We start from the raw sequence: 24919 nt of genomic DNA, 5'->3' as shown, positions 1-24919 counted from the left end.
GGGAGACATCATGAGCAGCCCTACCCATTTTCGGTCTGTGACCCGGGTCACATCGGCGGTCGTCGCGGTCTTCGCGCTCATCGCGAGCCTCGTCGTCGGCCTGCCGATGACCGCAACTGCGGCTGATGTCACCGCCGGACTCGTCCTGAAGTACGACCTGACGCAGGCGTCGGGCACGACGGTCGTCGACTCCTCCGGCAACGGCAAGGACGGCACGCTCAACGGCGGCGGCACCTGGGGTGGGGCGAACGGGCTGACGCTCGACGGCACCGACGACTACGTCAAGCTGCCCAACAACATCATGGCGGGCCTCTCGTCGATCACGGTGTCGACCGAGGTCTACATCGAGCCGACGCAGGCGGCGCCGTACTTCATCTGGGGCCTCGGCAACTCGGCGACCTCGTCGGCCGGCACGGGCTACTTCTTCGCCAGCGGCGACGCGTTCCGCACGGGCCTGACGCTGACGAACTGGTCGGGCGAGAAGGTCACCAGCAAGGGCTCCAACCTGGCCCGCGGCGTCTGGAAGACCGTCACCTACACCCAGACCGGGACGACCGGCACCCTCTACGAGGACGGCGTGCAGGTCGCACAGAACACCGCCGTCACCGTCGCGCCCAGCGCGATCGGCGGCGGCACCACGACCAACAACAACATCGGCAAGTCCAACTACGCGGCCGACAAGTTCCTCAAGGGCAAGCTGCGCAACTTCCGCATCTACAACCGCGCGCTGACGGCCGCCGAGGTCACGTCGCTCGCACCGAGTGACGCCGACATCGTGGCGTCCGACAAGGCTGCGCTCTCGCTCGGCGACCTCTCGGCGGTCACCGGCAACCTGACGCTGCCGACCCTTGGCCAGCGTGGGTCCGCGGTGACCTGGGCGTCCAGCAACACCGCGGTCATCGCGAACAACGGCACCGTGACCCGCCCGGCGGCGACCGACGACCCGGCCAACGTCACGCTCACCGCAACGCTCACCCGTGGCTCGGCCACGGACACCAAGACGTTCCAGGCGACCGTCCTGCCGGCCGAGGGTGACCAGGCCAAGGCCGATGCCGACGCCGCGGCCATCAGCATCCCCGACGTCGACGACGTGCGCGGCAACATCACGCTGCCCACCAGCGGCAGCCACGGCTCAACGATCGCATGGGCATCCGACAACACCTCGGTCATCGACACCGACGGCATCGTGCACCGTCCAGCCCACGGCTCGGACCCGGTGACGGTCCACCTCACGGCCACGGTCAAGGTCGGCTCGGCCACCGCCACCCGCCAGATCACCGCGACGGTGACGCCCAAGCCGGACCTAGGCCCGTACGCGGGCTACGCCTTCAGCTACTTCACCGGCGCCGAGGAGAGCATCTTCTTCGCCGCGAGCCGCGGCAACAACGCGCTGCAGTGGGACGAGCTCAACGGCGGCAAGGCCACGCTCAAGTCCACCCAGGGCACGACCGGCCTGCGTGACCCCTTCCTGATCCGCTCTCCCGAGGGCGACAAGTTCTACCTCATCGCGACCGACCTCGACATCGAGGCGACCAACTGGGACGCCTCGCAGCGCACCGGCAGCAAGTACCTCGAGGTCTGGGAGTCGACCGACCTGGTCAACTGGTCCGCGCAGCGGCACGTCAAGGTCTCGCCCGACACCGCGGGCAACACCTGGGCGCCCGAGGCCTACTGGTCCGACGAGCTCGGTTCGTACGTCGTGTTCTGGGCGTCGAAGCTGTACGCCGAGAGCGACACCAACCACACCGGCTCGACCTACCAGAAGATGCTGTACGCCACGACGCGCGACTTCCGGACGTTCAGCAAGCCCAAGATCTGGCAGGACTTCGGCGCCTCGCGCATCGACTCGACCGTCCTCAAGGACGGCGACACGTACCACCGCTTCACCAAGGACGAGGGCGGCGTGACCGGCTGCTCGGACATCATCCAGGAGAAGAACGACGACCTGCTCGAGGCCGACGACGCCAGCGTGCCCGGTTGGGACATCAACAACCCGGCGTGGACGATCGAGGACTCCTGCATCGGCAAGAAGGCCGGCACGAAGGCGGTCGAGGGGCCGACGGCGTTCAAGGCCAATGCCGGCGACACGTCGGGCTCGAAGTACTACCTGTTCACCGACGAGTTCGGCGGCCGCGGCTACATCCCGCTCGGCACCGACAACCTCAGTGCGCCGAACTGGCAGGTCCCGGCGAGCTACAAGCTCCCCGGCAGCCCGCGCCACGGCACGGTCATCCCGGTCACGGCTGCCGAGCTCAAGCGACTGCGCAACGATCCCGATCCGGTCAAGGCGAACGCCGACGGCGAGGTCGTGCACTACAAGCTCGACGACACCTCCGGGACGACGGCCAAGGACTCGTCCGGCAACGGCTATGACGGGACCCTGAGCGGCGACGCGTCCTGGACCGACGGCTCGCTGAACCTCGGCGGCACGAACGGGCACGTCAAGCTGCCGGACAACATCCTGACGGGCCTCAACCAGATCACGGTGTCGACCAAGGTGTGGATCGATCCCACCCAGGCCAACCCGTACTTCATCTGGGGTCTCGGCAACACCGACTCCGGAGGCGTCGGCAGCGGCTACCTGTTCACGAGCGGCAACGACAAGTACCGGACCTCAATCGCCACGGGCAACTGGACGACCGAGCAGACCGCGACGGACGACGCGTCCGCACCGCGGGGTGCCTGGAAGACCATGACCTACACGCTCAAGGACGGCACCGCGACGATCTACCTCGACGGCATCAAGGTCGGTCAGAAGACCGGCGTGACGATCGTCCCGGGTGACATCGGCGGCGGGAGGACGACGGCCAACTACATCGGCCGGTCGGTCTACAACGCCGACAAGTACCTCAAGGGCAAGGTGCGGGACTTCCGCATCTACAACCGCGCCCTGTCCGCGACCGAGGTCAAGGACATCGGCGCCGATCCGACCGCGATCACGGGCGTGCAGCTCGACAGCCTCAAGATCGACCCGATCATCGACGCGGCGTCGCACACCGTGACACTGCCGGTCAAGAAGGGCACCGACCTGAAGGCGCTGCAGCCGACGTTCGAGATCACCTCGACCTCGACGATCACGCCCGAGGTGACCGGCCCGATCGACCTGAGCCAGGAGAAGACGTTCACGGTCACGGCGGCCGGCGGAGCGACCCAGGACTGGAAGGTCCGCGCGGTCGAGATGAAGTCGCCGATCCTGCCGGGCTACAACGCCGATCCGAACATCGTGCGATTCGGCGACACCTACTACATCTATGCCACGACCGACGGCTTCGCCGGCTGGGGCAGCTCGAAGTTCAAGGTGTGGTCGTCCAAGAACCTGGTCGACTGGACGGAGCACGGCACGATCCTCGACCTGGGCCCGGACATCTCGTGGGCTGACAGCAACGCCTGGGCCCCGACCGCGACGGAGAAGGACGGCAAGTACTACTTCTACTTCTCGGCGCAGCAGAACATCGGCGTCGCGGTCTCCGACTCACCCCTCGGACCGTTCACGGATCCGCTCGGCAAGCCGCTGGTCAGCAAGGCCGACTACAACAACGCCCAGCAGATCGACCCCGCGGTGTTCACCGACGACGACGGCCAGTCCTACCTCTACTGGGGGAACGGCTCGGCGTACGTCGTGCCGCTCAACTCGGACATGACGTCGTACGACGTGACCAAGCGCGTGAAGCTCACCGGCCTGACGAACTTCCGCGAGGGCATGTTCATGAACAAGCGGGCCGGCAAGTACTACGCCTCGTGGTCGATCGACGACACGGGCAGCGAGAACTACCGCGTGGGTTACGCGATCGGCGACAGCCCCACCGGCCCGTTCGTCAACAAGGGCGAGATCCTCAACAAGGACACGAGCCTGGGCATCCTCGGCACAGGACACCACTCGATCATCCAGGTGCCAGGCACCGACGACTGGTACATCGCGTATCACCGCTTCGGAATGCCCGGTGGCGACGGCACGCACCGGGAGACCACGATCGACCGGCTCTACTTCAACGAGGACGGCTCGATCAAGAAGGTCGTGCCGACCCTGGAGAGCGTCGACCCGCTGACGTACGAGGGCGCCGCCCCGAAGGCTGCGATCTCGCACGAGGGCAGCGACGGCTGGTACGGCAAGGGTGCCGAGCTGACCCTGACCGGTGGCGACGGCGTCAAGAAGCTGCAGTACCGGATCGGCGACGGCGACTGGACGACGTACGACAGCGCGGTGACGCTTGACGCCGGGACGTACGACATCGACTACCGCGCCCAGGGCGACAACCTGGTGTGGAGCGACGTCTCGTCGCTGGCAGCCAAGGTCGACCTCACGGACCCGACGGTCTCGGACCAGCTCGACGACCGGACGGTGACCCTGACGGCGTCGGATGACGACTCGGGTGTTGCCGGGATCGAGTACCGCCTCGACGGCGGCGACTGGCTGGCCTACACCGCTCCGGTCAAGGTCGACGGCATTGCGGCTCACACGATCGGGTTCCGCGCAACCGATGCGGCCGGCAACACCGGCGCGACGGGTTCGCGCGAGATCGCCGCGCTGACGTACGAGGGCCCGGCACCGCAGGCCGCGATCTCGCACCCCGGCAGCAACGGCTGGTACGGCAAGGGTGCCGCGCTGACCCTCACCGGCGGCGTTGGCGTCAAGAAGCTGCAGTACCGGATCGGCGACGGGGACTGGGCGACGTACGACGACGTACCCGTCACGCTTGACGCCGGGACGTACGGCATCGACTACCGGGCCCAGGGCGACAACCTGGTGTGGAGCGATGTCTCGTCGCTTGACGCCAAGGTCGACCTCACGGACCCGACGGTCTCGGACCAGCTCGACGACCGCACGGTGACCCTGACGGCGTCGGATGACGACTCGGGCGTTGCCGGGATCCAGTACCGCCTCGACGGCGGCGACTGGCTGGCGTACACCGCTGCGGTCAAGGTCGACGGCGCGGCTCACACGATCGAGTTCCGTGCGACGGACGTGGCTGGCAACACCGGCGCGACCGGTTCCCGTGAGATCGCCAAGGCGGTCGACCCGGGTCCGGGACCGGCACCCGTCGCCACGACCGCACCGGTCGTGCTCGGGGTCCCGCGGGTCGGGTCGCTCCTGACGGCGTTCGACGGTGACTGGGACCAGTCCGGGCTGACGTTCTCGCGGAAGTGGCTGCGGGACGGCGTGGCGATCAAGGGCGAGGTCGCCCGCACGTACCGCCTGACCGGCAAGGACGCGGGCCACCGGATCTCGGTGCAGGTCACCGTCACCAAGGCCGGCGTGACTCCGGGCACCGCGGTCTCGGCCCCGACGGCCACGGTCGCCAAGGCTGTCAGCCGTACGAGCGCCTCGCTCAACGACACCTCGGTGCGCAGCGGCACGACCGTCAAGCTGCGCGCGACGATCAGCGCCAGCGGCATCGTGCCCGACGGCAAGGTCGACGTCTCGTATCGCGGCCGGCTGATCAAGACGCTCACGGTGCGCGACGGCAAGATCTCGTCGAGCTACCGCGTCGTCAAGAGGGGTCTGCACACGTTCCGGTTCTCGTACCGAGGATCGGCCGCTGTGCTCGCAAGCTCGGACTCGGTCACCATCCGCGTCCGCTGAAGCCCCGGGCGGCACCACCTCCTCTCCTCCAGTGAGGTGGTGCCGGCCGGTTCAATCCATCACCAGCTGTCGGCACGTCAATCGGGAGAAGGCACATCGTGAGAACTCAGACCTCGACCACCGGACGGCGCTCGCTGCGCCGCGGCATCCTTCTTTTCGTCGCCGGATTGTTAACGCTCACAATGCTGTCTCCGCAGATCGCAGGCGCGGCCGATCCCACGACGACGGGGTGGCGCGACGACTTCGACGGCAGCAGCCTCGGCGCCGACTGGAGCGTCACGAACGAGGACGCCGGCAACTACTCGATCGCCGACGGCAAGCTCGCGCTGACCGGCCAGGCCGGCGACACGTACCAGGACGTCAACACCGCCAAGAACATCTTCATGGTCGACATCCCGGCCGGTGACTTCACCGCGGTCACCAAGGTCTCGGCGCCGGTCGGCAAGGTCTACCAGGGCGCCGGCCTGATCGCGTGGAAGGACATCGACAACTACGTACGCTCCGGGCTGACGTTCGTCGGGAGCTTCTCGCCGTCCGGCGTCGCGATCGAGAACGACGTCGAGACCGGCGCCTCGTTCCGTGCCGCGTCCTTCGCGGACCGCCCCGGCGCGACGTCAGCGACCCTGCAGCTGAAGCGCACCGGCAACACGATCACCACGAGCTACTGGAACGACGAGACCAACGCGTGGGTTGCCGCCGGATCGGTCGACGTCGCCTTCGACACGACCGAGGTGGGCCTCTACGCCCTCGGCGCCCAGGACGGCACGGCCCTGCCGGCCACCTTCGACTACTTCTCGGTCGACGCGGCGCAGGGCGCCGACATCGTGCCCGCCACGACTTTCGCCCTCAAGAGCGCCGGCGACAAGCCCTACCTCGTCAGCGACGGCACCGACCTGACGCTCAGCGACACGCCCCCGACGGCAAGCCTGCGGCTGACCGCCGAGGCGGCCGGCGACGGTGCTGCGAACCTGCGGACCAAGGACGGCGGCCTGCCCGTCGTCATCGCCGATGACAAGCTGACCCTGGGGACAGCGTCCGACGACCCGACCGCGCTGCGCCTCACGGACGCCGGCGGCGGCAAGCTGTTCATCCGCTCGTCGGACGGCGACGCGTACGCGACCGAAGGCGACAACGGCACGATCCAGATGGGCGACCGACAGGACGCCGCGCGCTTCACGTTGATCGAGGTCGACGACAACATCGCCTCCCTGCAGATCGACGGCGACGGCAAGGGCGCGTCCATCAGCGACACGATGTTCGGCATCTTCTTCGAGGACATCAACTACGCCGCCGACGGCGGCCTCTACGCCGAGCTGGTCCGCAACCGCTCGTTCGAGTTCAACTCCTCCGACCGCAGCGGCTTCAACGGCATGACCGGTTGGGAGACGCTGAACCGCAGCGGCAACGGCACGACGGCGACCGTCCTCAACGACGGCGAGCGCCTCAACGCGATGAACCGCAACTACCTCAAGCTCGACGCGGCCGCTGCCGGCGACGGCGTGCGCAACATCAGCTTCAACAACGGTGTCGCGGTCAAGAAGGACGCGACCTACACCGCGTCGGTCTGGGCGCGCAGCACGACCGCCCAGGACCTGACCCTGCGCGTGGAGAACACCGGCAACACCGCGGTAGCCGCGACCGCGACGGTCGCGATCGACGGCAGTGACGTCTGGAAGAAGTACGACGTCGAGGTCACCGCCACAGCGACGACCGATGCGGGCCGTTACGCCGTGCTCGCCGGTGCCGCCTCCACGGTCCGGCTCGACATGGTGTCGTTCGTGCCGGAGGACCGCTGGGTCGGACCGGTCAACGGCAAGTCCGTGCTCCGCAAGGACCTCGCCGAGAAGGTCGCCGACATGAGGCCCTCGTTCGTACGCTTCCCGGGCGGGTGCGTCACGAACGTCGGCACGTTCAAGTCGTACGAGGAGAGCAACTACACCGACCGCAAGCGCACGTACCAGTGGAAGGAAACCATCGGGCCGGTCGAGCAGCGCCCGACTAACTGGAACTTCTGGGGCTACAACCAGTCGTACGGCATCGGCTACCTGGAGTACTTCGAGCTGGCCGAGGACCTCGGCGCCGAGCCGCTCCCGGTCCTGTCCGTCGGCGCCAATGGCTGCGGCGGCGCCGGGCTGGCCGAGATGCACGACCCGACGCAGATCGCCCGCTGGGTCGACGACACGGTCGACCTGATCGAGTTCGCCAACGGCGGCACCGACACGGAGTGGGGCGCCAGGCGTGCCGCACTCGGACACCCCAAGCCGTTCGGGCTCAAGATGATCGGCCTCGGCAACGAGGAGAACACCACGACGTTCGAGGCGAACTTCCCGCAGTTCCGTGACGCCATCAAGGCGAAGTACCCGGACATGAAGATCATCTCGAACTCAGGCCCGGACTCGTCGGGTGCACGCTTCGACACCCTGTGGAACTTCAACCAGGCGCAGAAGGTCGACCTCGTCGACGAGCACTACTACCGCGACCCGAGCTGGTTCCTGGCCAACAACCACCGTTACGACACGTACGACCGCAGTGGACCGAAGGTCTTCCTCGGTGAGTACGCCTCGCGCGGCAACACGTTCGGCAACGCGCTCTCGGAGGCGTCCTACATGACGGCCCTCCAGCGCAACGCCGACGTCGTACGCCTCGCGTCGTACGCACCGCTGCTCGCGAACGAGTCGAACGTGCAGTGGACGCCGGACGCGATCTGGTTCGACAACGACGAGTCGTGGTCGTCGGCCAACTGGGAAGTCCAGAAGATGTTCGGCAACAACGTCGGCGACGAGGTCGTGCCGAGCACGTTCGATGGCGCGGTCAACCAGCCGGAAGACATCTCAGGCGGGGTCTTCCTGTCGACCTGGAGCACCGCAGCGTCGTACGACAACCTCACGGTGAAGTCGAACGACAACGGCAGCACCTTGTTCTCCGACACGTTCGACGACGCATCCAAGTGGTCGCCGCAGTCGGGCACCTGGGCTGCGAGCGGCGGCAAGTACGTCCAGTCGTCGACGTCGGTCAACGACGCGCGCAGCATCGTCACGGGTGCGTACGCCAAGGACTGGAGCAACTACACGCTCGAGCTCGACGCCACCAAGCAGTCCGGCGCCGAGGGATTCCTCGTCGGCTTCGGCGCGAAGAGCACCAACGACTTCTACTGGTGGAACATCGGTGGCTGGGGCAACACCCGTTCGGTGCTGCAGAAGGCGTCCGGCGGTGCCGCGAGCGAGGTCAAGGCGCTGGAGAACAAGAGCCTGGTGACCGGTCAGACGTACCACGTGAAGGTCGTGGTCGAGGGGCACACGATCAAGCTCTACCTCGACGGTGACCTGCAGATGACGTACGACGAGGCGGCCTCGACCGAGAAGCTGTTCCAGGTCGTCACCCGCGACAAGAAGTCCGGTGACCTGGTCGCCAAGGTCGTCAACACCTCGACCAAGCCGGTCCGCACGACGGTCGACGTCTCGGGCGTCGGCATCAAGGGCGCCGGCAAGGTCACGCAGCTGACCGCGTCGTCGCTCACGGACACCAACTCCAAGTCCAACCCGACCAAGGTCGTCCCGGTCACCAGCTCGGTCAACGGACTGTCGGACTCGTTCGCGTACGAGTTCCCGGCCTCGTCGGTCACGTTCCTCCGGATGGAGACGGTCGACGCCGAGGCGCCGGTCGTGTCGAGCCTCGAGCTCGTGGGCGACAACGTGCGCGGCAACTACGCCGACCCGGTGACGGTCAAGGTCGAGGCGCAGGACGACCGCAAGGTCGACCACGTCGAGGTCTCCGTCGACGGTGGCGGGTTCACCTCGAAGGACGGTGCGACGGCATCGTTCGAGGTGGCCGGCAACGGCGTGCACTCCGTGGCCGTCCGCGCGGTCGACTCGTCCGGCAACGTCGGCGAGATCCGGCCGGTGACGTTCACGATCGACGCCACGCCGCCGGTCTCCAAGGCCGTCGTCGACGCCGATGCCCGCACCGTGACGATCACGGCAGCGGACTCCGGCGCAGGCCTCGACCACATCGAGTACCGCGTCGGCACGTCGGGAGAGTGGTCGACGTACGCGGATCCCGTCACGGTCGGTGACGAGGAGACGACCGTGGAGTTCCGCGCGCTCGACAAGCTCGGCAACGTCGAGGCGGCCAACACCAGCACCGTGCCGGCGAAGGGCAAGCAGCTCGGCGCGACCGTCACTGCACTGACGCTGTCGAGCACCGCGGTCAAGGTCGGCGACAAGGTGACGGCGACCGTGCGGGTCAAGGGCACCAGTGGTGTCCCGACGGGCGAGGTGTCGATCCTGTCCGGCTCGACGCTGCTCGGGTCCAAGGTGCTGACGAACGGTCAGGCGGTGCTGAGCATCAAGGCAGCCAGCATCGGTGTCGGCACCAAGACGCTGGTCGCCAGGTATGCGGGCGACGCCGACTTCGCCGGCTCCGAGGACTCGGTCGCCATCACGGTGTCGAAGGCGTCCTCGAAGACGAAGGCGTCGCTCTCGTCGACGACCGTCACGAGGTCGCAGCACGCCAAGGTGTCGGTGCTGGTCTCGGCCAGCCCGACGACGACCCTCGCCGGCACGGCGACCGTCAAGGTCTACCGCGACGGCAAGTTCGTCACCGAGCGCACAGTCCAGGTCAGCTCGACGGGCAAGGCCAGCATCACGCTGCCGAAGCTGTCGAGGCGGGACACCTACACCCTCCGGGTGAAGTACGCCGGGTCGCCGACCGTGCTCGGCTCGTCCGCCGCATCCGTCTCCCTCCGAGTCAAGTAGGCCGCCGTGTTCACCACCATCAGCAAGGGGCGTTCCATGAAGGTCACCACCAAGGTCTCGCGCGGCTTCATCGCGGTCACGGCTGCGGGTCTGGCGGCGATGCCGGCCTCGGCCAGTGACGTCTCGACCGGGCTCGTCGCCTGGTACAAGCTCGACGAGACGAGCGGCACGACCGCCGTCGACTCGTCGGGCAACGGGCGCAACGGCACGGTGACCGGCACGGCGTCGTGGAACGCCGGCGACGGGTTCACGTTCGCGGGTGGCGCGAGCAGCGCCGGCAACGCGATCGCGCTGCCCAACAACCTGCTGTCGGGGCTCGACGACGTGAGCGTCGACTTCGACGTCAAGGTCGACCCGACCCTGACCGGCAACTGGTTCATGTTCAACCTCGGCAACCTCGCGACATACCCCAACGGCACGGGCTATCTGTTCGTGACCGGCAAGGACTCCAACGGCTTCTATCGCGGAACGATGGCTTCGGGCGGTTTCGCGACGGAGCAGAGCGCCTCACGCGCCGGCGGTTTGAGCACGGGCGTGTGGAAACACGTGACCCTGACGGTCGACGGTGGCACACCGGCAGAGCCGGGCACGAGCAAGTTGTACGAGGACGGCGTGCTCGTCGCGACGAACAACAACGTCACCGCCAAGCCGTCGCAGATTGGCGAGCCGGACGGCACGTCGACACGCAACTTCATCGGCCGTTCGGCGTACTCGGGTGACCGTTCCTTCAAGGGCAACATCCGCGACTTCCGGATCTACAGCCGGGCGCTCGACGCGGCGGACGCAGCGACGCTGTCGGCCAAGACGTCGACTGCCGCGACCAACGCCGACAAGGCAGCCCTGAGCCTCGGCGACACCTCGGCCGTCATCGCCAACCTGACGCTGCCGGCCACGGGCAGCGCCGGGTCGACGATCACGTGGGCTTCGTCAGCCCCCACCACGGTCAGCAACGCCGGTGCCGTGACCCGGCCCGCGCACGGTGCCGGCAACGCCGCCGTGACCCTCACGGCGACCATCACCCACGGCGCCGTGAGCACGACCAAGGAGTTCCAGATCACGGTGCTCGAGGAAGAGGTCGACGACGCCGGCAAGGTCCAGGCAGCGCTCGATGCGATCGAGCTCGTGCACCCCGACGACGTACGCGGCAACCTCACGTTGCCGACGAAGGGCTCGTCCAACACGGCGTTCAGCTGGGCGTCGTCGAAGCCCGGCGTCGTGACACCGACCGGTGAGGTCACGCGCCCCGCGCACGGTGCCGACCCCGTCGACGTGACGCTGACGGCCACCGGCACGCTCAACTCCACGACCGACACCCGCGAGTTCGTGGTCACGGTCAAGCCGGCGCCGGCCGCGCTCGACTTCGAGGCGTACGCGTTCGCGTACTTCGCCGGCGAGAGCACGGACGACGGCGAGAAGATCTACATGGGCGCGAGCAAGGGCGACGACCCGCTCGACTACGACGAGCTCAACGACGGCAAGCCCGTCCTGTCGTCGCAGTTCGGCACCAAGGGCCTGCGCGACCCGTTCATCATCCGCTCGCACGAGGGCGACCGCTTCTACCTGCTCGCGACCGACCTCAAGGCGTACCCCGCCGTGGACTTCGGCGAGGCGCAGGAGACCGGCAGCAAGTACCTCGAGGTCTGGGAGTCGACCGACCTGGTGAACTGGTCGAATCAGCGGCACATCAAGGTGTCGTCGGACTTCGCCGGCAACACGTGGGCGCCGGAGTCGTTCTACGACGAGAACACCGGTGAGTACGTCGTCTACTGGGCGTCCGCGCTCTACCCGACGCCCTCGACGGCCGGCCGCGACATCAACACGTCGTACCAGCGGATGATGTACGCCACGACGCGCGACTTCGTGACGTTCAGCGACCCGAAGCCGTGGATCGACGTCAAGCGCGGCACGGGCCGCGGCATGATCGACGCGACCGTCGTCAAGGACGGCGACACGTTCTATCGCGTCGTCAAGGACGAGGCGTACATGATCCCGCGCCAGGAGAAGTCGACCGACCTCCGTGCCACGGTCACCGGCTCGCTGCCGACCACGACCTCCTCACCCGGCTGGCAGCTCATCAAGGAGAAGGTCGGCCTCGGCCAGCCCAACCCCTGGGGCGGCACGTTCACCGGCGGCGAGGGCCCGACGGTCTTCCGCGACAACGACGACCCGGACCACTGGATCATGTTCATCGACCAGCCGAGCTATCACGGCGGTCAGGGCTACATGGCGTTCGAGACGCACGACATCGCGTCGGCGGACTGGACGTCGGTGCCCGACGCGGACCTGCCGAGCAGCCCGCGGCACGGCACGGTCCTGCCCGTCACGCAAGAAGAGCTGGATCGCATGCGGCTCAACCTGCAGCCCAACCTGCTCGTCGACTCGGTCGACGCGCTGACGGCGACGACCAAGGCCGGCACCGCGCCGGTGCTGCCGGAGAAGGCGACGGTGCACTTCGCCGACGGCTCGACGCAGCAGAAGACCGTCGACTGGGACGAGATCGACCCCGCGAAGTACGCCGACGTCGGCACGTTCGAGGTCGAGGGTGACGTCGCGCCGGGCTCGACGGTCCGCGCCAAGGCGACCGTCACGGTCACCGACGCGCTGGACCCGAGCGTCACGCTGACGACCGACCCGGTCAACCCCGACGGTGCGGCCGGCTGGTGGAAGTCCGCGCCGGTCAGCGTCACGGCATCCGGCTTCGACGACCGCGAGGTCGCCAAGGTCGAGACGTCCGTCGATGAGGGTCCGTGGACCCCTGTCGATGCTGACGAGGTCACGGTGCCGGTCACCGGCGAGGGCGAGCACTCCGTACGTGCGAGGGCGACCGACGCGAGCGGCAACGTCTCGCCGGTGCAGACGCTCGACCTCAAGATCGACACCGCTGCGCCGATCAGCAAGGGCTCGGTCAACACCGCAGCGCGTACCGTCAGCATCGTCTCCGCCGACGAGACCTCGGGCGTGGACCACGTCGAGTCGCGGATCGGCACGGGGGAGTGGGTCGCGGGAGCATCGGTCGCCGTTGGTTCCGGCGAGACGGTCGTGCAGTTCCGCGCGGTCGACAAGGCCGGCAACGCCGAGACGCCGAACACCGTGACCGTGCCGGCCGTCGGGCAGGGCCTGCACGACTCGGTGACCGTCGCGACGCTGTCGGCGACCAAGGTCCGCTACGGTTCGAGCGTCACCGTCACGGCCAAGGTCAACGGCTCCGGACCGACACCGACCGGTGCCGTCCGGGTGCTCTCCGGCGACACCCTCGTCGGCACGGGGACACTGGTCGACGGCCGCACCACGGTGACCGTCAAGACCGCCGACCTCGGCGGGGTCGGGACGCACGCACTCACCGTGCGGTACGACGGGGACGCCGAGTACCGCGCCTCCGACGACGTCGTGACCCTGACGGTGACCAAGGCGTCGTCGAAGGTCTCGCTGACGATCCCGTCGCGGATCACCAAGTCGTCGCAGGCGAAGATCAAGGTCGCCGTCCTGGCCAGCCCGACGACACCGGTCGCCGGTCGCGCAACGATACGGGTCAGGGCGAACGGAAAGGACTACGTGCGGCGCACCGTGACGCTCGACTCGAGCGGACGCGTGAGCGTGACGCTGCCGAAGCTGGGCGCCCGGTCGTACACCCTGAGCGTCTCGTATGCCGGCAGCTCGACCGTCGATCCGGTGACCCGCACCGTGACGCTGCGGGTCACGCGCTAGGCATGGCCGTGCTGCATCAGCTGGACCGCGGCGTCCGGGGTCGCCACCACAGTGAGTGGATGGCGACCCTGGACCGGCTGCGCGCGCGAGGCATGGACGAGGCGGGGCTCGAGCTGCTGGTCGAGTGCATGGCGGCGGCCGAGCGTGACGCGTGGGCCTCGCAGGGCATCCCGACGCCGGTCTACGCGCACCGGGCAGCCGTGATCCACCGACGGCGGCGGGACCATGCCGCGGAGGTCGAGGTGCTGGAGCGGTGGATCGCAGCCTGCCCTGAGCCGCGGGATCCCTACAGCCGGCTGGCCGTGCGGCTCGTCAAGGCGCGCCGCCTGCGCGATGCCGCGGCCGGTCAGGCGCGCCGGAGGGCGTAGCGCGCTGCGTTGTAGCCGCACATGCCGTGGGCCCCGGCACCCGGCGGGGTTGCGGCGGAGCAGAGGTAGACGCCTGCGACGCCCGTCGCGTACGGATGCAGGGTCGTGCGCGGCCGGAACACCAGCTGCCGTGCGGTGTTGGCGCCGGCGATGATGTCGCCGCCGATGAAGTTGGCGTTGCCGGCTTCGAGGTCGGCCGTCGAGCGTACGTTGGTCGCCCGGATGCGGTCGCGGAATCCCGGTGCGAACCGCTCGATCTGACTCGTGATGGCTTCCGTGGCGTCGCCGGTGTAGCCCGACGGCACGTGCGCATAGGCGTACAAGGGATGCACGCCGTCGCGCGAGCGGGTGGGATCGGCGAGGTACTGCTGACCGACGAGCACGAACGGGCGATCGGGCATCTGCCCCTTCGACACGGCCAGCTCGGCGGCGGCGATTTGTTCTAACGTCCCGCCGAGGTGGACCGTGCCGGCCGAGCGGGACGGCTCGTGGGTCCACGGCACCCCGTCCTCGACCGCGTAGTCGACCTTGAACGCGCCGGGCCCGTGTCGATAGCGCCGGTACGCCCGGGACACGCGCGACGGCATGCGGTCACCAACGATGGCGGCTGCGGCCCGTGGAGAGGTGTCGAGCATGACGATGTCGGCCGCGATCTGATCGAGCGAGTTCACCGCGACGCCGGTCTCGAACGTCACCCGGTGGGCGGTGGCGAGCTCGATGACCGCACGGCTGATCTCACCGGTGCCGCCCTCGGCGACCGGCCAGCCCAACGCGTGGGCAGATGCGGCCAGGGCGAGCGGGATCGACGAGGACAGGACCCCGGAAAACGGCCGGAACGTGTGCGCTGCCGCACCCGCGAACAGGCCTCTCGCCTCGGGCGTCTCCCACCGACGGGCGAGGATCGGGACCGGCAGTGCCGCATACGCGCCGAACCTCGCCAGATCGATCGGGTGAGCCGGCAGGTGCACGACCGGCCCGAGGATGTCGGCCGTCAGGTCGCCGAACCGCTCGGCAAGCGGTCCGATGAGACGTCGCCACGAGCGACCGTCCTGTCCCAGACCCTGCGCTGTCGCGTCGACCGAGCGCCACACCGCCGCGCCGCTCCCACCGTCGAGCGGATGGCTGAACTGCACCTCGGGCCAGCGCCAGACCAGGCCGGCGGCTGCCAGGTCGAACTCCTTCGCGAACGCCGAGCCGACCGCCAGGGGATGGATCGCGGAGCACTCGTCGTGCACGAGTCCGGACAGCGTGAGCTCGCTCGACCTGGCACCGCCGCCGAGCCGTTCCGCCGCCTCGAGGACCGTGACATCGACACCTGCCGCCGCGAGGGTCAGGGCCGCGGCGAGGCCGTTGGGGCCACTGCCGACGACGGTGGCTGTCGTCATCCAGTCAGTATGCAGCGCGGGGCTCGACGGGGTTGGTCATCTCGCGACGGGGTAGTCCTCCCTACGGGAGGGATACCCAATGCGACTACTTCGTGGTCTGCTCGGCGCACTGCTGTGGATCGTCGCGGCGCTCCTGGGCCTGGTCGGCCTGGTGATGTGCGTGACGCTCATCCTGCTTCCCCTGGGCATACCCATTCTCGGCCTTTCCCGCCGGCTGATCACGCGGGCCGTGCAGCTGATGCTGCCGCACTCGCTCGCGCACCCGGTCAAGGAATCCAAGAAGAAGTCCAAGAAGAAGGGCAAGGAAGCCGGCTCTGCCGTTTCCGACGTCGGCGACAAGGCGAAGGAGAAGGGCGAGGGCGTCGGCTCGCTGGTCTCGGACTCCACCAAGAAGGCCAAGAAGAAGATCCGGAAGAAGACCACGAAGCGCACGCTGACCGGCCGGAAGCCCAAGAGCCTGCTCTGAATGACGGGGCCGGTGAACAAGGAGGAAGGACATGCGAGCTCTCAACGGTCTGCTCAATGTGGTGCTCGGCCTGGTCTCGGCCGTAGGAGGCGTTCTCCTCGGAGTCGTCGCGTCCGTGGTGTGGGTGCTCGGCTTCGTGCTGTGCCTGACCGTGTTGCTGATCCCGCTGGGCATCCCGGTCATGAAGCTGGGCGGCCGCCTGTTCGCCCTGGCCGGCGACCTGATGCACGTGGGGTGATGCTCAGGCTGGCCGGAGCGCCGCGCGGTACTGCCGCGGGGTCATCCCGAACCACCGCCGGCACGAACGGTTGAGCGTGCTCTGCTCGGCATAGCCGAGCAGCCCGGCGACCTGGCTCAGGTGCAGCATGGGCTCGGCAAGGTAGCGGGCGGCGAGGGTCTTTCGTTCCTGGTCGATGACGTCCTGGAACCGCACGCCCTCGTCGGCCAGCCGCCGCTGCAGCGTCCGCGGATGCAGGTTCAGCTGCCCGGCGATCTCGTCGGCATTGCAGTGTCCGGTCGGCAGCAGGCGTCGGGCGAGCTCTGCGACGCGCTCCGCGAGCGACGCGGTGCTCGGCGGGTAGCGGGACTCCAGGTAGCTCGTCGCGATCCGCCGCGTCTCCGCGTCTGCGTTGGGGATCGGCGTCCCGGCCAGGTCGGGGCGAAGCTCGAAACCACACCAAGCCTGGCCGAATCGCACCGGACAGCCGAGCGCCTCGGCATACGCGTCATCGGAACCGAGTTGATCGTGCAGGAACGAGACGGCTTCGGGCTCCACCTCAGGTCCGCCGAGGAGCCGGATCATGCGGGCTCCGTTGGCCATGCTCAGCTCGTAACCCTGGATCAGCTCCGGGAGGCCCAGCTCGGTCACCTCGTACGCGTACCGGGTCGCCGTGGCGGTGGGTTCGACCGCGAGATGGAGCGACGGCGAGTGCACGTAGAGGTAGTGGGCGATCGACGCGAGACCGCTCTCGAGCGTCGCCGCGTTCCGGGCGATGACCGCGATCGGGCCGAGGATGTCGAGCCCCTGCCAGCGCGAGAGGCGCAGCCCGAAGTCCGGGCAGCCGAGCTCGTCGGCGCTGGCCTCCAGCAGACGGACGAACGGGGCGAACGGCACGAACGCGTCATCCTCGTGCTCGATGCCCGCCGGGATGTCGAACCGCGAGAGGAGACGTTCGGGCGTACCGCCGAGCTCACGGACCAGGTCGACGTAGCCCCAGAGGTTGGTCGCCCGGATCATGCTGCCCATGGCGCCGCCTCAGTGTCGGGAAATGACAAAAGTATGTCCGATCGTGTCAAGATCTGTCGCCCTTGCGACGGCCATCCTCGAGGTGAGCGCGCTGCTGACCAGCAGGCGATGAGGGTGAGGATCTGCCATGACCGCACAGCACGTCGACGTCTTGATCATCGGAGCGGGGCTTTCCGGCATCGGCACCGCCTGCCAGATCTCCGGTGAGTTCCCCGACCGGACGATCGCCGTGCTCGAGCGGCGCGAGCGACTGGGCGGCACGTGGGACCTGTTCCGCTATCCCGGCATCCGGTCGGACTCCGACATGTTCACGTTCGGCTACAAGTTCCGCCCGTGGCACGAGCTCAAGGTCCTCGCCGACGGTGCCTCGATCCGTCAGTACATCGCCGACACCGCGACCGAGTACGGCATCGACGAGAAGATCCACTACGGCCTCCAGATCGTGACCGCAGACTGGGACAGCGGTGACAGCCTCTGGACCGTCACCGCGCTGCACGAGGCGACTGGGGACACTCAGACCTACACCTGCCGATTCCTGATCAGCTGCACCGGCTACTACAACTACGACGCCGGCTACCTGCCGGAGTTTCCCGGTGCCGCTGACTTCGAGGGTCAGCTCGTGCACCCCCAGCACTGGCCCGAGGACCTCGACCACACCGGCAAGAAGGTGGTCGTCATCGGCAGCGGCGCCACCGCCGTGACCCTCGTGCCGTCGATGGCGGCGGGCGCCGACCACGTGACGATGCTGCAGCGCTCTCCGTCGTACATCTTCTCGGTTCCGGCGTTCGACAAGATCTCTGCCGTGCTCAGCCGGGTCCTGCCCGACCGATGGGTGTATGCCGCAGCGCGCCGACGCAACATCGCCATCCAGCGCGGCCTCTACATCGCGTGCCGGCGCTGGCCCAGGGCGATGCGCCGGTTCCTCCTGTCGCAGGTACGCCGCAAGGTCGGACCTGGCATCGACATGAAGCACTTCACCCCGGCGTACATGCCGTGGGACGAGCGGCTGTGCGCTGTCCCTGACGGTGACCTGTTCACAGCGCTGGCCTCCGGTGAGGCGTCGATCGTCACGGACCACATCGAGACCTTCACGACGAACGGCATCCGGCTCACCTCCGGCGACGAGCTCGAGGCGGACATCATCGTGACCGCGACGGGCCTCGACGTCCAGATGCTCGGCGGGCTCAAGCTGAGCGTCGACGGCGAGCCGCGGGAGCTGCACGACCAGATGACGTACAAGGGCGTCCTGCTCGAGGGCATGCCGAACCTCGCCTGGATCTTCGGCTACACCAATGCGCCGTGGACCTTGAAGTCCGACATCGCCGGTGAGTACCTGTGCCGGCTGCTCAGGTACATGGACGACCACGGCCAGGTCGTCGCGACACCGCGCGACACGGAGAACTCCGCGCTCGACATGGGCATGCTCGACCAGCTGCAGTCGGGCTATGTGCAGCGGGCCAAGCAGACGCTCCCGCGCCAGGGCACCAAGAACCCGTGGAAGGTGCTCATGCACTACGGCCAGGACTCCAAGCTGCTGCTGGAGGACCCGATCGAGGACGGACTCCTGCGGTTCGAGTCCGGGGCGGTCGACGGCTCGCGCCAGCTCGTTGCAGCGGGCGGCCGCTCATGAGCACCTCGGAGATCCGGGAGATCGAGTTCACCAGCAACGGCGTGCGCTGCGCCGCGTGGCACCTGCCCGGCTCGCCCTCGACGTTCACTGGCGACGACGGCCGGCGTCCCTGCGTCGTCATGGCGCACGGCTTCGGCGGCACGCGCGACACGGGGCTCCTCTCATACGCCGAGGGGTTCGCCGATGCGGGACTCGATGTCGTCGTGTTCGACTATCGCGGGTTCGGTGGCTCGGACGGCACGCCCCGTCAGCGGGTCTCGTACCGCGCCCAGCGAGCGGACTATCGCGCGGCGGTCGCTGCGGCACGTGAGCTCGACGGCGTCGACCCCGATCGGATCATCCTGTGGGGCACGTCGTACTCCGGTGGCCACGTCCTGCCGGTCGCTGTCGCGGACGGACGCATCGCCGCGATCGTGTCGATGACACCTGCGATGGACGGGCTCGCGGCCATGCTCGCCATCGCCAGGCACCACGGAGTGCGGGCGCTGGTGCCGCTCGTCGTCCACGGCGTACGCGATGTCGTACGTGCCGTCCTGCGTCGGGCGCCCCATCACCTCGCGGTCGTCGGCGAGCCCGGTACGACCGCCATGATCACGTCGGCCGGCGCACTCGAGGGCTACGCGGCCGTGGCCGGACCGACGTGGCGCAACGAGGTGTGCGCACGCGCCGCGTTGGAGGTCGGCTTGAACCGGCCGATCCGGTTTGCCTCACGAGTGCGCTCTCCGCTGCTGGTGCAGATCGGAGATCACGACTCCGTCGCACCGCCCGCCGCGGCTCATCGGGCTGCTGGTCGGGCCGGACGTTACGCAGAGGTGCTCACGTACCCGGTCGATCACTTCGACGTCTACGACGGTGAAGGGCAGCAACGTGCTCTCTCCGACCAGATCGAGTTCCTCGGCCGGCACCTCGCGACCAGATCATCACTCGTCTCCCAGGAAGTGCGCAGCTCATGAACTCATACCCGGTCGACGGCAAGGTCGCGCTCGTCACTGGCGCCGCTCGAGGCATCGGCTTCGAGACGGCGCGGCAGCTGTGTGAGAGAGGTGCTCGCGTCGCGCTGGTCGACCTCGGCCCCGTCGCAACGGCCGAGGCGGTGCGCGAGCTGGGCGGCGGGGCGATCGGCATCGCCGCCGACGTCACCGACGCTGACGGGATGCGCGAGGTCGTCGCCGAGATCGTCCGACAGCTCGGCGGCCTCGACATCGTCGTCGCCAACGCCGGCATTGCGCCGCAGCTGGAGACGGTGCGGGCGATGGACTCTGCGATGTTCGAGCGGGTCATCGACGTCAACCTGTTGGGTGTCTATCGGACGGTGCACGCCGCGCTGCCGCACGTGACGGCGGCTGGTGGGCACGTCGTCGTCATCGCGTCGGTCTACGCGTTCGTCAACGGCGTCATGATGGCTCCGTATGCCATGACCAAGGCCGGCGTCGAGCAGTTCGGCCGCGCGCTCCGAGCCGAACTGACATCGCATGGCGCCTCGGCCAGCGTCGCGTACTTCGGGTTCATCGACACCGCGATGGTCCGTGAGGGTTTCGCGAGCCCCGTCGCGCAGCGCTTCGAGGCGACTTTCCCGCGTTTCCTGCGTCGACGACTCGCTCCGTCCGTCGCCGGCCGGGTGCTGGTCGACGGCATCGAGCGACGGGCCGCCCGGATCATCGCGCCGAGGCGCTGGACGGTCTATTCGGTCCTGCGCGGATTGCTGAACCCGATGCTGGACCGGCGAACCGAGGGCAACGCCGCCATCCAGGGCGTCGTCCGGGACGTCGACATGCCCGCCGTCAAGGTGTGATCTCGGCGGTCGTTGTCCCAGCGTCCCCGTTCATCCAGCGTTCATGGGCAAGGTCCAAGATGGGTGGGTGAACTCGCCGGCAGCACCCAGCTCTCCGCAGCCACTCAGCCGGCGACTGCTCGCGGAGTTCCTCGGCACGGGCCTGCTCGTCACCGTCGTGGTGGGCTCGGGCATCGCCGCAGGTGACCTCTCGCCTGACGACATCGGACTGCAGCTCCTCGAGAACAGCATGGCGACGGTCTTCGGCCTGGCCGCCCTGATCCTCATGCTCGGCCCGGTGTCCGGTGCGCACTTCAATCCCGTGGTCACGATTGTTGACTGGTTCCTGACCCGCCGCGATCCCGAAGGATTCTCGGCGGGTCACATCGCGCCGTACGTGGCCGCGCAGGCTGTGGGTGCCGTGGCGGGTGCCCTCCTGGCCAACGCGATGTTCGACGTCGGCACCACGTTCTCCGATCACGAACGTGCGAGCGGCGGTCATCTGCTCGGTGAGGTCGTTGCGACGGCGGGACTGGTCCTGCTGATCTTCGCGCTCGTCCGTTCCGACCGGGTCACCTTGGCGGCGCCCGCGGTCGGGGCCTACATCGGCGCCGCGTACTGGTTCACCAGCTCGACGTCCTTCGCCAACCCCGCGGTGGCCCTCGGTCGGATGTTCTCCGACACCTTCGCCGGCATCGCGCCGAGCTCCGTGCCGGCGTTCGTCCTCGCGCAGGTTATCGGCGGTGCAATCGGCGTCGCCCTGGTCCTCGCGCTCTATCCCGCGCAAGCGGTCACACCGCACGCCCATCAAGGAGAACCTCATGCCTGATCGCCCCAGCGTCTTGTTCGTCTGCGTGCACAACGCCGGTCGTTCGCAGATGGCGGCGGGCTTCCTGCAGTCCCTCGGCGAGGGACGCATCGACGTACGTTCGGCCGGGTCCATGCCTGGCGACGCGATCAACCCGGTCGCCGTCGAGGCCATGGCCGAGGTCGGCATCGACATCGCCGGCGAGCAGCCCAAGAAGCTGACCGACGACGCCGTCGTCGCCTCCGACGTCGTCATCACGATGGGCTGCGGCGACGAGTGCCCGTACTTCCCGGGCAAGCGCTACGAGGACTGGGTGCTCGACGACCCTGCCGGTCAAGGCATCGAGGCGGTCCGCCCGATCCGCGACGAGATCAAGCGTCGCGTGGAGCGACTGATCGAGTCGCTCGAACCCGAGCTGAGCTGACAACTGCGGGCTTGCATCCGGTACTTGGGTACAGGTTTATGGTCGAGACATGAACCAGGATCTCCAGATGCCAGGCGGCTGGATCCCCTCCTCGTGCACGATGCCGACGGCCGAGCAGCCGCTGCGTCTCGCTGAGTTCGACGCGCTGTTCGCCGAGGATGTCCTCTCGGTCGAGCAGACGTCATCGCGCGAAATTGCCCTCGCCCTGAGGCCGGAGTCGCACGTCGCGGCGCGCGCGGCGCACCTGGCCGCAGCTGAAACCGACTGCTGCTCGTTCTTCACGTTCGGCATCACGATCACCGAAGGGCGACTCGACATGGTCGTCTCGTCAGATCCTCGGCACGAAGACGTTCTCGCTGCTCTGGCGTCTCGTGCCGCCTCGCTGGTCGGGACAGCAGCATGAGCACCGCGATGCGGACCAGTCAGGTTGCCGAGGCGGTCGGGGTCAACGTGCAGACGCTGCGCTACTACGAGCGTCGCGGGATCATCGACGAACCGCAGCGGTCCCTGGGAGGCCACCGGCTGTATCCCGAGGAGACCGTCACGACGTTGCGGATCATCAAGGTCGCTCAACGGCTGGGGTTCACGCTCGATGAGGTGGCCGAACTGCTCGAGACCGGCAAGCATCACCATGGCGCCGGGGCCGGGTTGCTGGCTCGTACGGAGGCCAAGATCGCCGAGGTCGACCAGAAGATCGCCGACCTCAACGTCATCCGTGCCAGCCTGGTCGCGGCACAGGAAGCAGGCTGCGACGACCTCGCCCAGTGCGCGCAGGAAGAGGATTGTCCCTTGCCGTTCGTCGAGATCTCTCATGGCTGAGCTCGGCGTTACGACCCTGACCGACCGGGCGGCTCTCGGCCGCCGGGCGAAGCTGTTGGCGATGCTGTCGGTGGCTTACAACGTGGTCGAGGGCGTCATCGCCATCACCTCAGGCATCGCGGCTGGCTCGGTCGCCCTCGTCGGGTTCGGCCTCGACTCCGCGGTCGAGGTCTCGAGCGGCCTGATCATCCTGTGGCAGTTCTCGCATCGCATTCCCGAGTCCCGTGAGCGGGAGGCTTTGCGGCTGCTGGCCGTCTCGTTCTTCGCCCTGGCGGCTTATGTCGGGTTCGAGTCCGTACGAGCCCTGGTCACCGGAGCCGAGGCGGATCACTCGCGGGTCGGCATCGGTCTGGCGATCGCCTCGCTGATCATCATGCCGTTCATCTCGTACGCTCAGCGGCGAACCGGGCGCGCGCTCGGGTCGAACGCGGTCTACGCCGACGGAACCCAAACTCTGCTCTGCACGTACCTGTCGGCAGTGCTGCTGATCGGCCTCGTGCTCAACGCGACGCTCGGCTGGTCATGGGCCGACCCGGTCGCCGGCCTGGTGATCGCCGCCGTCGCGGTCCGCGAGGGCCTCGAGGCCTGGCGGGGCGAAGGCTGTTGCGCGCCCGCGGCTTCGCAGGGCTGCTCGGACGGTTGTTGCGAGTAGACCTTCTGATTTCACCCCCGCGCAGCCCTCCGGGCCGCCGGACTCGTGGTCAGGCGGCTTGGCGGTAGGTGGTTCGTCGTCGTTTGCGGAGGGTCCGGCCGTCGCGATTGGTGAAGGTGAATCCGTCGACGGCGTTGCCTGTGATGTGGAGCCGGCCGCGGTGCAGGAGCGTGTGGCATCTGGTGCAGAGGCCGATGAGGAGGTCGAGGTCGGTGGGTCCGCCGTGTGACCACCAAATGGTGTGATGGATCTGCAAATGCGTGTGATTGCAGCCGGGTGTGGCGCAGACCCCCTGTTGGCGGGCGATCACCGCACGGCGTTGCAGGATGTTGGGTTGGTAACGGGCGGTGCCGGCGTTGAGGATCTGCGCCTGACGGTTGCCGCCGTCCTGTTTCATCAGGAACGCGGTGAAGTCGGAGATGCACAGGAAGTGCATGAGCAGGTGGGGGCCGATCGCGCCGTGCCCGGCGAGCTTGGCTGGTTCGGTGGGTGGAATGGGGTCAGGGATCAGGTAGCGCCTCTCGCTGGTCTGCTTGACGTGCTGGGCGGCAGCTTCGAGGGTGTCGGCGTCGACGAACACTGACAGGTGCGGACGGACGCCCTTGTCCGAGGGGAGGCCGTTGGCAAGGACCGCGTCGCACAGGTCGTCCAGACCTTGGACCCGGCGTTGGGAGCCGGTGCGGTCGTCGTCCTTGTCCCGCGGCGCCGACACCGAGTCGAGGACAGCTTTGAGCTTCGCACCAGTCACGGTGTTGAGGAACCCGTTGACGTGCCAGCCGTCGGGCACGGCGTTGACCTGGAAGTCTTCTTTGTCCATGCCGCGTTCCCACGCGTCGTCGAGGTCTTCGGGATGGACCTTGTCCTTGAGGTGTTTGACGGCCTCGAACAGCTCTCCGGGTTCGTAGTCACGAGCGACTTGGACGAACACGTCCTCGAACTGCCGCATCGGTCCGAGGCCGATGTGCGCGAGCCCGTAGACGAACACGCGAACATGAGCGGCGCTGATCTCACCAGCCCACGCGGCCTCGCCCATCAAGGGCAGGTCGCGCATTGCCAGGACATTCTTGACCAAGGTGCGGGCTTGTCCGGAGTTCATCCGCAGCTGGGTGCGGACCCAGGCGTTCAGAGTGGAGGCGCCGTCGAGCTCGAAGTCCTTGGACGCCTCGAGGTCGGCCAGCAGCACGGCTTTCGCAGCATCGAGAGCGTCCTGCGCAGCCTGGATTGCGTGGATCTTGTCCCGCACATCACCGGAAGCGAGCGTCTGCGCGGCAGTGCGCATCGCGTCCACCACAGCCCCCGAATTCATGCCT

At 68.1% G+C, this 24919-nt stretch carries 17 protein-coding genes; 14 read left to right on the top strand and 3 right to left on the bottom strand.

Going from position 1 to position 24919, the window contains the following annotated elements:
• The first annotated feature begins 37 nt into the window (after positions 1–37).
• The 4 genes from AC1DVU_RS01195 (at position 38) to AC1DVU_RS01180 (ending at position 14408) form a co-directional block, all read left to right on the top strand.
• Positions 38–5581 (top strand): family 43 glycosylhydrolase, encoded by a 5544-nt coding sequence (locus AC1DVU_RS01195; protein WP_476920593.1) that lies wholly within the window; start codon positions 38–40, stop codon positions 5579–5581.
• Between the two features lie 98 nt (positions 5582–5679).
• The gene (locus AC1DVU_RS01190; protein ID WP_476920592.1) at positions 5680–10335 is read left to right on the top strand and encodes an alpha-L-arabinofuranosidase C-terminal domain-containing protein; all 4656 of its coding nucleotides are present in this window, start codon (positions 5680–5682) and stop codon (positions 10333–10335) included.
• A gap of 36 nt (positions 10336–10371) precedes the next feature.
• Positions 10372–14040 (top strand): immunoglobulin-like domain-containing protein, encoded by a 3669-nt coding sequence (locus tag AC1DVU_RS01185; protein WP_476920591.1) that lies wholly within the window; start codon positions 10372–10374, stop codon positions 14038–14040.
• A gap of 59 nt (positions 14041–14099) precedes the next feature.
• Positions 14100–14408, top strand: a complete 309-nt coding sequence (locus AC1DVU_RS01180) for a hypothetical protein (protein WP_476920590.1) — start codon at positions 14100–14102, stop codon at positions 14406–14408.
• On the opposite strand, the gene AC1DVU_RS01175 is transcribed toward AC1DVU_RS01180, so the two are convergent.
• A complete protein-coding gene (locus AC1DVU_RS01175; RefSeq protein ID WP_476920589.1) occupies positions 14387–15793 on the bottom strand; it encodes a phytoene desaturase family protein in 1407 nt (468 codons plus the stop codon). The two genes, AC1DVU_RS01180 and AC1DVU_RS01175, sit on opposite strands and share 22 nt — an antisense overlap.
• Before the next feature lie 79 nt (positions 15794–15872).
• Between AC1DVU_RS01175 and AC1DVU_RS01170 the strand changes: the two genes are divergently transcribed.
• Positions 15873–16259 carry a hypothetical protein gene (locus AC1DVU_RS01170; RefSeq protein ID WP_476920588.1) on the top strand — a complete coding sequence of 129 codons (387 nt, stop codon included), beginning with the start codon at positions 15873–15875 and terminating at the stop codon, positions 16257–16259.
• Positions 16260–16290: 31 nt separating this feature from the next.
• Positions 16291–16497 (top strand): hypothetical protein, encoded by a 207-nt coding sequence (locus tag AC1DVU_RS01165; RefSeq protein ID WP_476920587.1) that lies wholly within the window; start codon positions 16291–16293, stop codon positions 16495–16497.
• Between the two features lie 3 nt (positions 16498–16500).
• Here AC1DVU_RS01165 and AC1DVU_RS01160 read toward each other — a convergent pair whose 3' ends face one another.
• A complete protein-coding gene (locus AC1DVU_RS01160) occupies positions 16501–17505 on the bottom strand; it encodes an AraC family transcriptional regulator (RefSeq protein WP_476920586.1) in 1005 nt (334 codons plus the stop codon).
• A gap of 127 nt (positions 17506–17632) precedes the next feature.
• Between AC1DVU_RS01160 and AC1DVU_RS01155 the strand changes: the two genes are divergently transcribed.
• The 8 genes from AC1DVU_RS01155 (at position 17633) to AC1DVU_RS01120 (ending at position 23609) form a co-directional block, all read left to right on the top strand.
• Positions 17633–19135, top strand: coding sequence for a flavin-containing monooxygenase (locus AC1DVU_RS01155; RefSeq protein WP_476920585.1), 1503 nt, complete (start codon positions 17633–17635; stop codon positions 19133–19135).
• A complete protein-coding gene (locus AC1DVU_RS01150; RefSeq protein WP_476920584.1) occupies positions 19132–20088 on the top strand; it encodes an alpha/beta hydrolase in 957 nt (318 codons plus the stop codon). Before AC1DVU_RS01155 ends, AC1DVU_RS01150 begins: the two co-directional genes overlap by 4 nt.
• Complete coding sequence (locus AC1DVU_RS01145) at positions 20085–20927, top strand: short-chain dehydrogenase/reductase (RefSeq protein ID WP_476920583.1); 843 nt, start codon at positions 20085–20087, stop codon at positions 20925–20927. Before AC1DVU_RS01150 ends, AC1DVU_RS01145 begins: the two co-directional genes overlap by 4 nt.
• Positions 20928–20994: 67 nt before the next feature.
• Positions 20995–21735, top strand: a complete 741-nt coding sequence (locus tag AC1DVU_RS01140) for an aquaporin (RefSeq protein WP_476920582.1) — start codon at positions 20995–20997, stop codon at positions 21733–21735.
• Positions 21728–22138, top strand: coding sequence for an arsenate reductase ArsC (locus AC1DVU_RS01135; RefSeq protein WP_476920581.1), 411 nt, complete (start codon positions 21728–21730; stop codon positions 22136–22138). Before AC1DVU_RS01140 ends, AC1DVU_RS01135 begins: the two co-directional genes overlap by 8 nt.
• A gap of 49 nt (positions 22139–22187) precedes the next feature.
• Positions 22188–22541: a hypothetical protein gene (locus AC1DVU_RS01130; RefSeq protein ID WP_476920580.1), complete on the top strand. Its 354-nt coding sequence runs from the start codon at positions 22188–22190 to the stop codon at positions 22539–22541.
• Positions 22538–22957: a MerR family transcriptional regulator gene (locus tag AC1DVU_RS01125; protein WP_476920579.1), complete on the top strand. Its 420-nt coding sequence runs from the start codon at positions 22538–22540 to the stop codon at positions 22955–22957. Before AC1DVU_RS01130 ends, AC1DVU_RS01125 begins: the two co-directional genes overlap by 4 nt.
• Positions 22950–23609, top strand: coding sequence for a cation diffusion facilitator family transporter (locus AC1DVU_RS01120; RefSeq protein WP_476920578.1), 660 nt, complete (start codon positions 22950–22952; stop codon positions 23607–23609). Before AC1DVU_RS01125 ends, AC1DVU_RS01120 begins: the two co-directional genes overlap by 8 nt.
• A 49-nt stretch (positions 23610–23658) precedes the next feature.
• Here the strand turns inward: AC1DVU_RS01120 and AC1DVU_RS01115 are convergent, their stop codons facing one another.
• The gene (locus AC1DVU_RS01115) at positions 23659–24915 is read right to left on the bottom strand and encodes an HNH endonuclease (protein WP_476920577.1); all 1257 of its coding nucleotides are present in this window, start codon (positions 24913–24915) and stop codon (positions 23659–23661) included.
• Between the last annotated feature and the right edge of the window lie 4 nt (positions 24916–24919).

Source organism: Aeromicrobium sp. P2_G6 (assembly GCF_056403535.1).
Note: the sequence above shows the minus strand (reverse complement) of the source record. Positions and strands in the feature narration are given on the sequence as shown.

What these genes read in the sequence shown, in the direction of transcription:
- AC1DVU_RS01155 (WP_476920585.1), top strand. Translation starts at nt 17,633, where the DNA reads ATGACCGCACAGCACGTCGACGTCTTGATCATCGGAGCGGGGCTTTCC.
- AC1DVU_RS01130 (WP_476920580.1), top strand. Translation starts at nt 22,188, where the DNA reads ATGAACCAGGATCTCCAGATGCCAGGCGGCTGGATCCCCTCCTCGTGC.
- AC1DVU_RS01170 (WP_476920588.1), top strand. Translation starts at nt 15,873, where the DNA reads ATGCGACTACTTCGTGGTCTGCTCGGCGCACTGCTGTGGATCGTCGCG.
- AC1DVU_RS01165 (WP_476920587.1), top strand. Translation starts at nt 16,291, where the DNA reads ATGCGAGCTCTCAACGGTCTGCTCAATGTGGTGCTCGGCCTGGTCTCG.
- AC1DVU_RS01120 (WP_476920578.1), top strand. Translation starts at nt 22,950, where the DNA reads ATGGCTGAGCTCGGCGTTACGACCCTGACCGACCGGGCGGCTCTCGGC.
- AC1DVU_RS01175 (WP_476920589.1), bottom strand. Translation starts at nt 15,793, where the DNA reads ATGACGACAGCCACCGTCGTCGGCAGTGGCCCCAACGGCCTCGCCGCG.
- AC1DVU_RS01150 (WP_476920584.1), top strand. Translation starts at nt 19,132, where the DNA reads ATGAGCACCTCGGAGATCCGGGAGATCGAGTTCACCAGCAACGGCGTG.
- AC1DVU_RS01160 (WP_476920586.1), bottom strand. Translation starts at nt 17,505, where the DNA reads ATGGGCAGCATGATCCGGGCGACCAACCTCTGGGGCTACGTCGACCTG.
- AC1DVU_RS01185 (WP_476920591.1), top strand. Translation starts at nt 10,372, where the DNA reads ATGAAGGTCACCACCAAGGTCTCGCGCGGCTTCATCGCGGTCACGGCT.
- AC1DVU_RS01135 (WP_476920581.1), top strand. Translation starts at nt 21,728, where the DNA reads ATGCCTGATCGCCCCAGCGTCTTGTTCGTCTGCGTGCACAACGCCGGT.
- AC1DVU_RS01125 (WP_476920579.1), top strand. Translation starts at nt 22,538, where the DNA reads ATGAGCACCGCGATGCGGACCAGTCAGGTTGCCGAGGCGGTCGGGGTC.
- AC1DVU_RS01115 (WP_476920577.1), bottom strand. Translation starts at nt 24,915, where the DNA reads ATGAATTCGGGGGCTGTGGTGGACGCGATGCGCACTGCCGCGCAGACG.
- AC1DVU_RS01180 (WP_476920590.1), top strand. Translation starts at nt 14,100, where the DNA reads ATGGCGACCCTGGACCGGCTGCGCGCGCGAGGCATGGACGAGGCGGGG.
- AC1DVU_RS01145 (WP_476920583.1), top strand. Translation starts at nt 20,085, where the DNA reads ATGAACTCATACCCGGTCGACGGCAAGGTCGCGCTCGTCACTGGCGCC.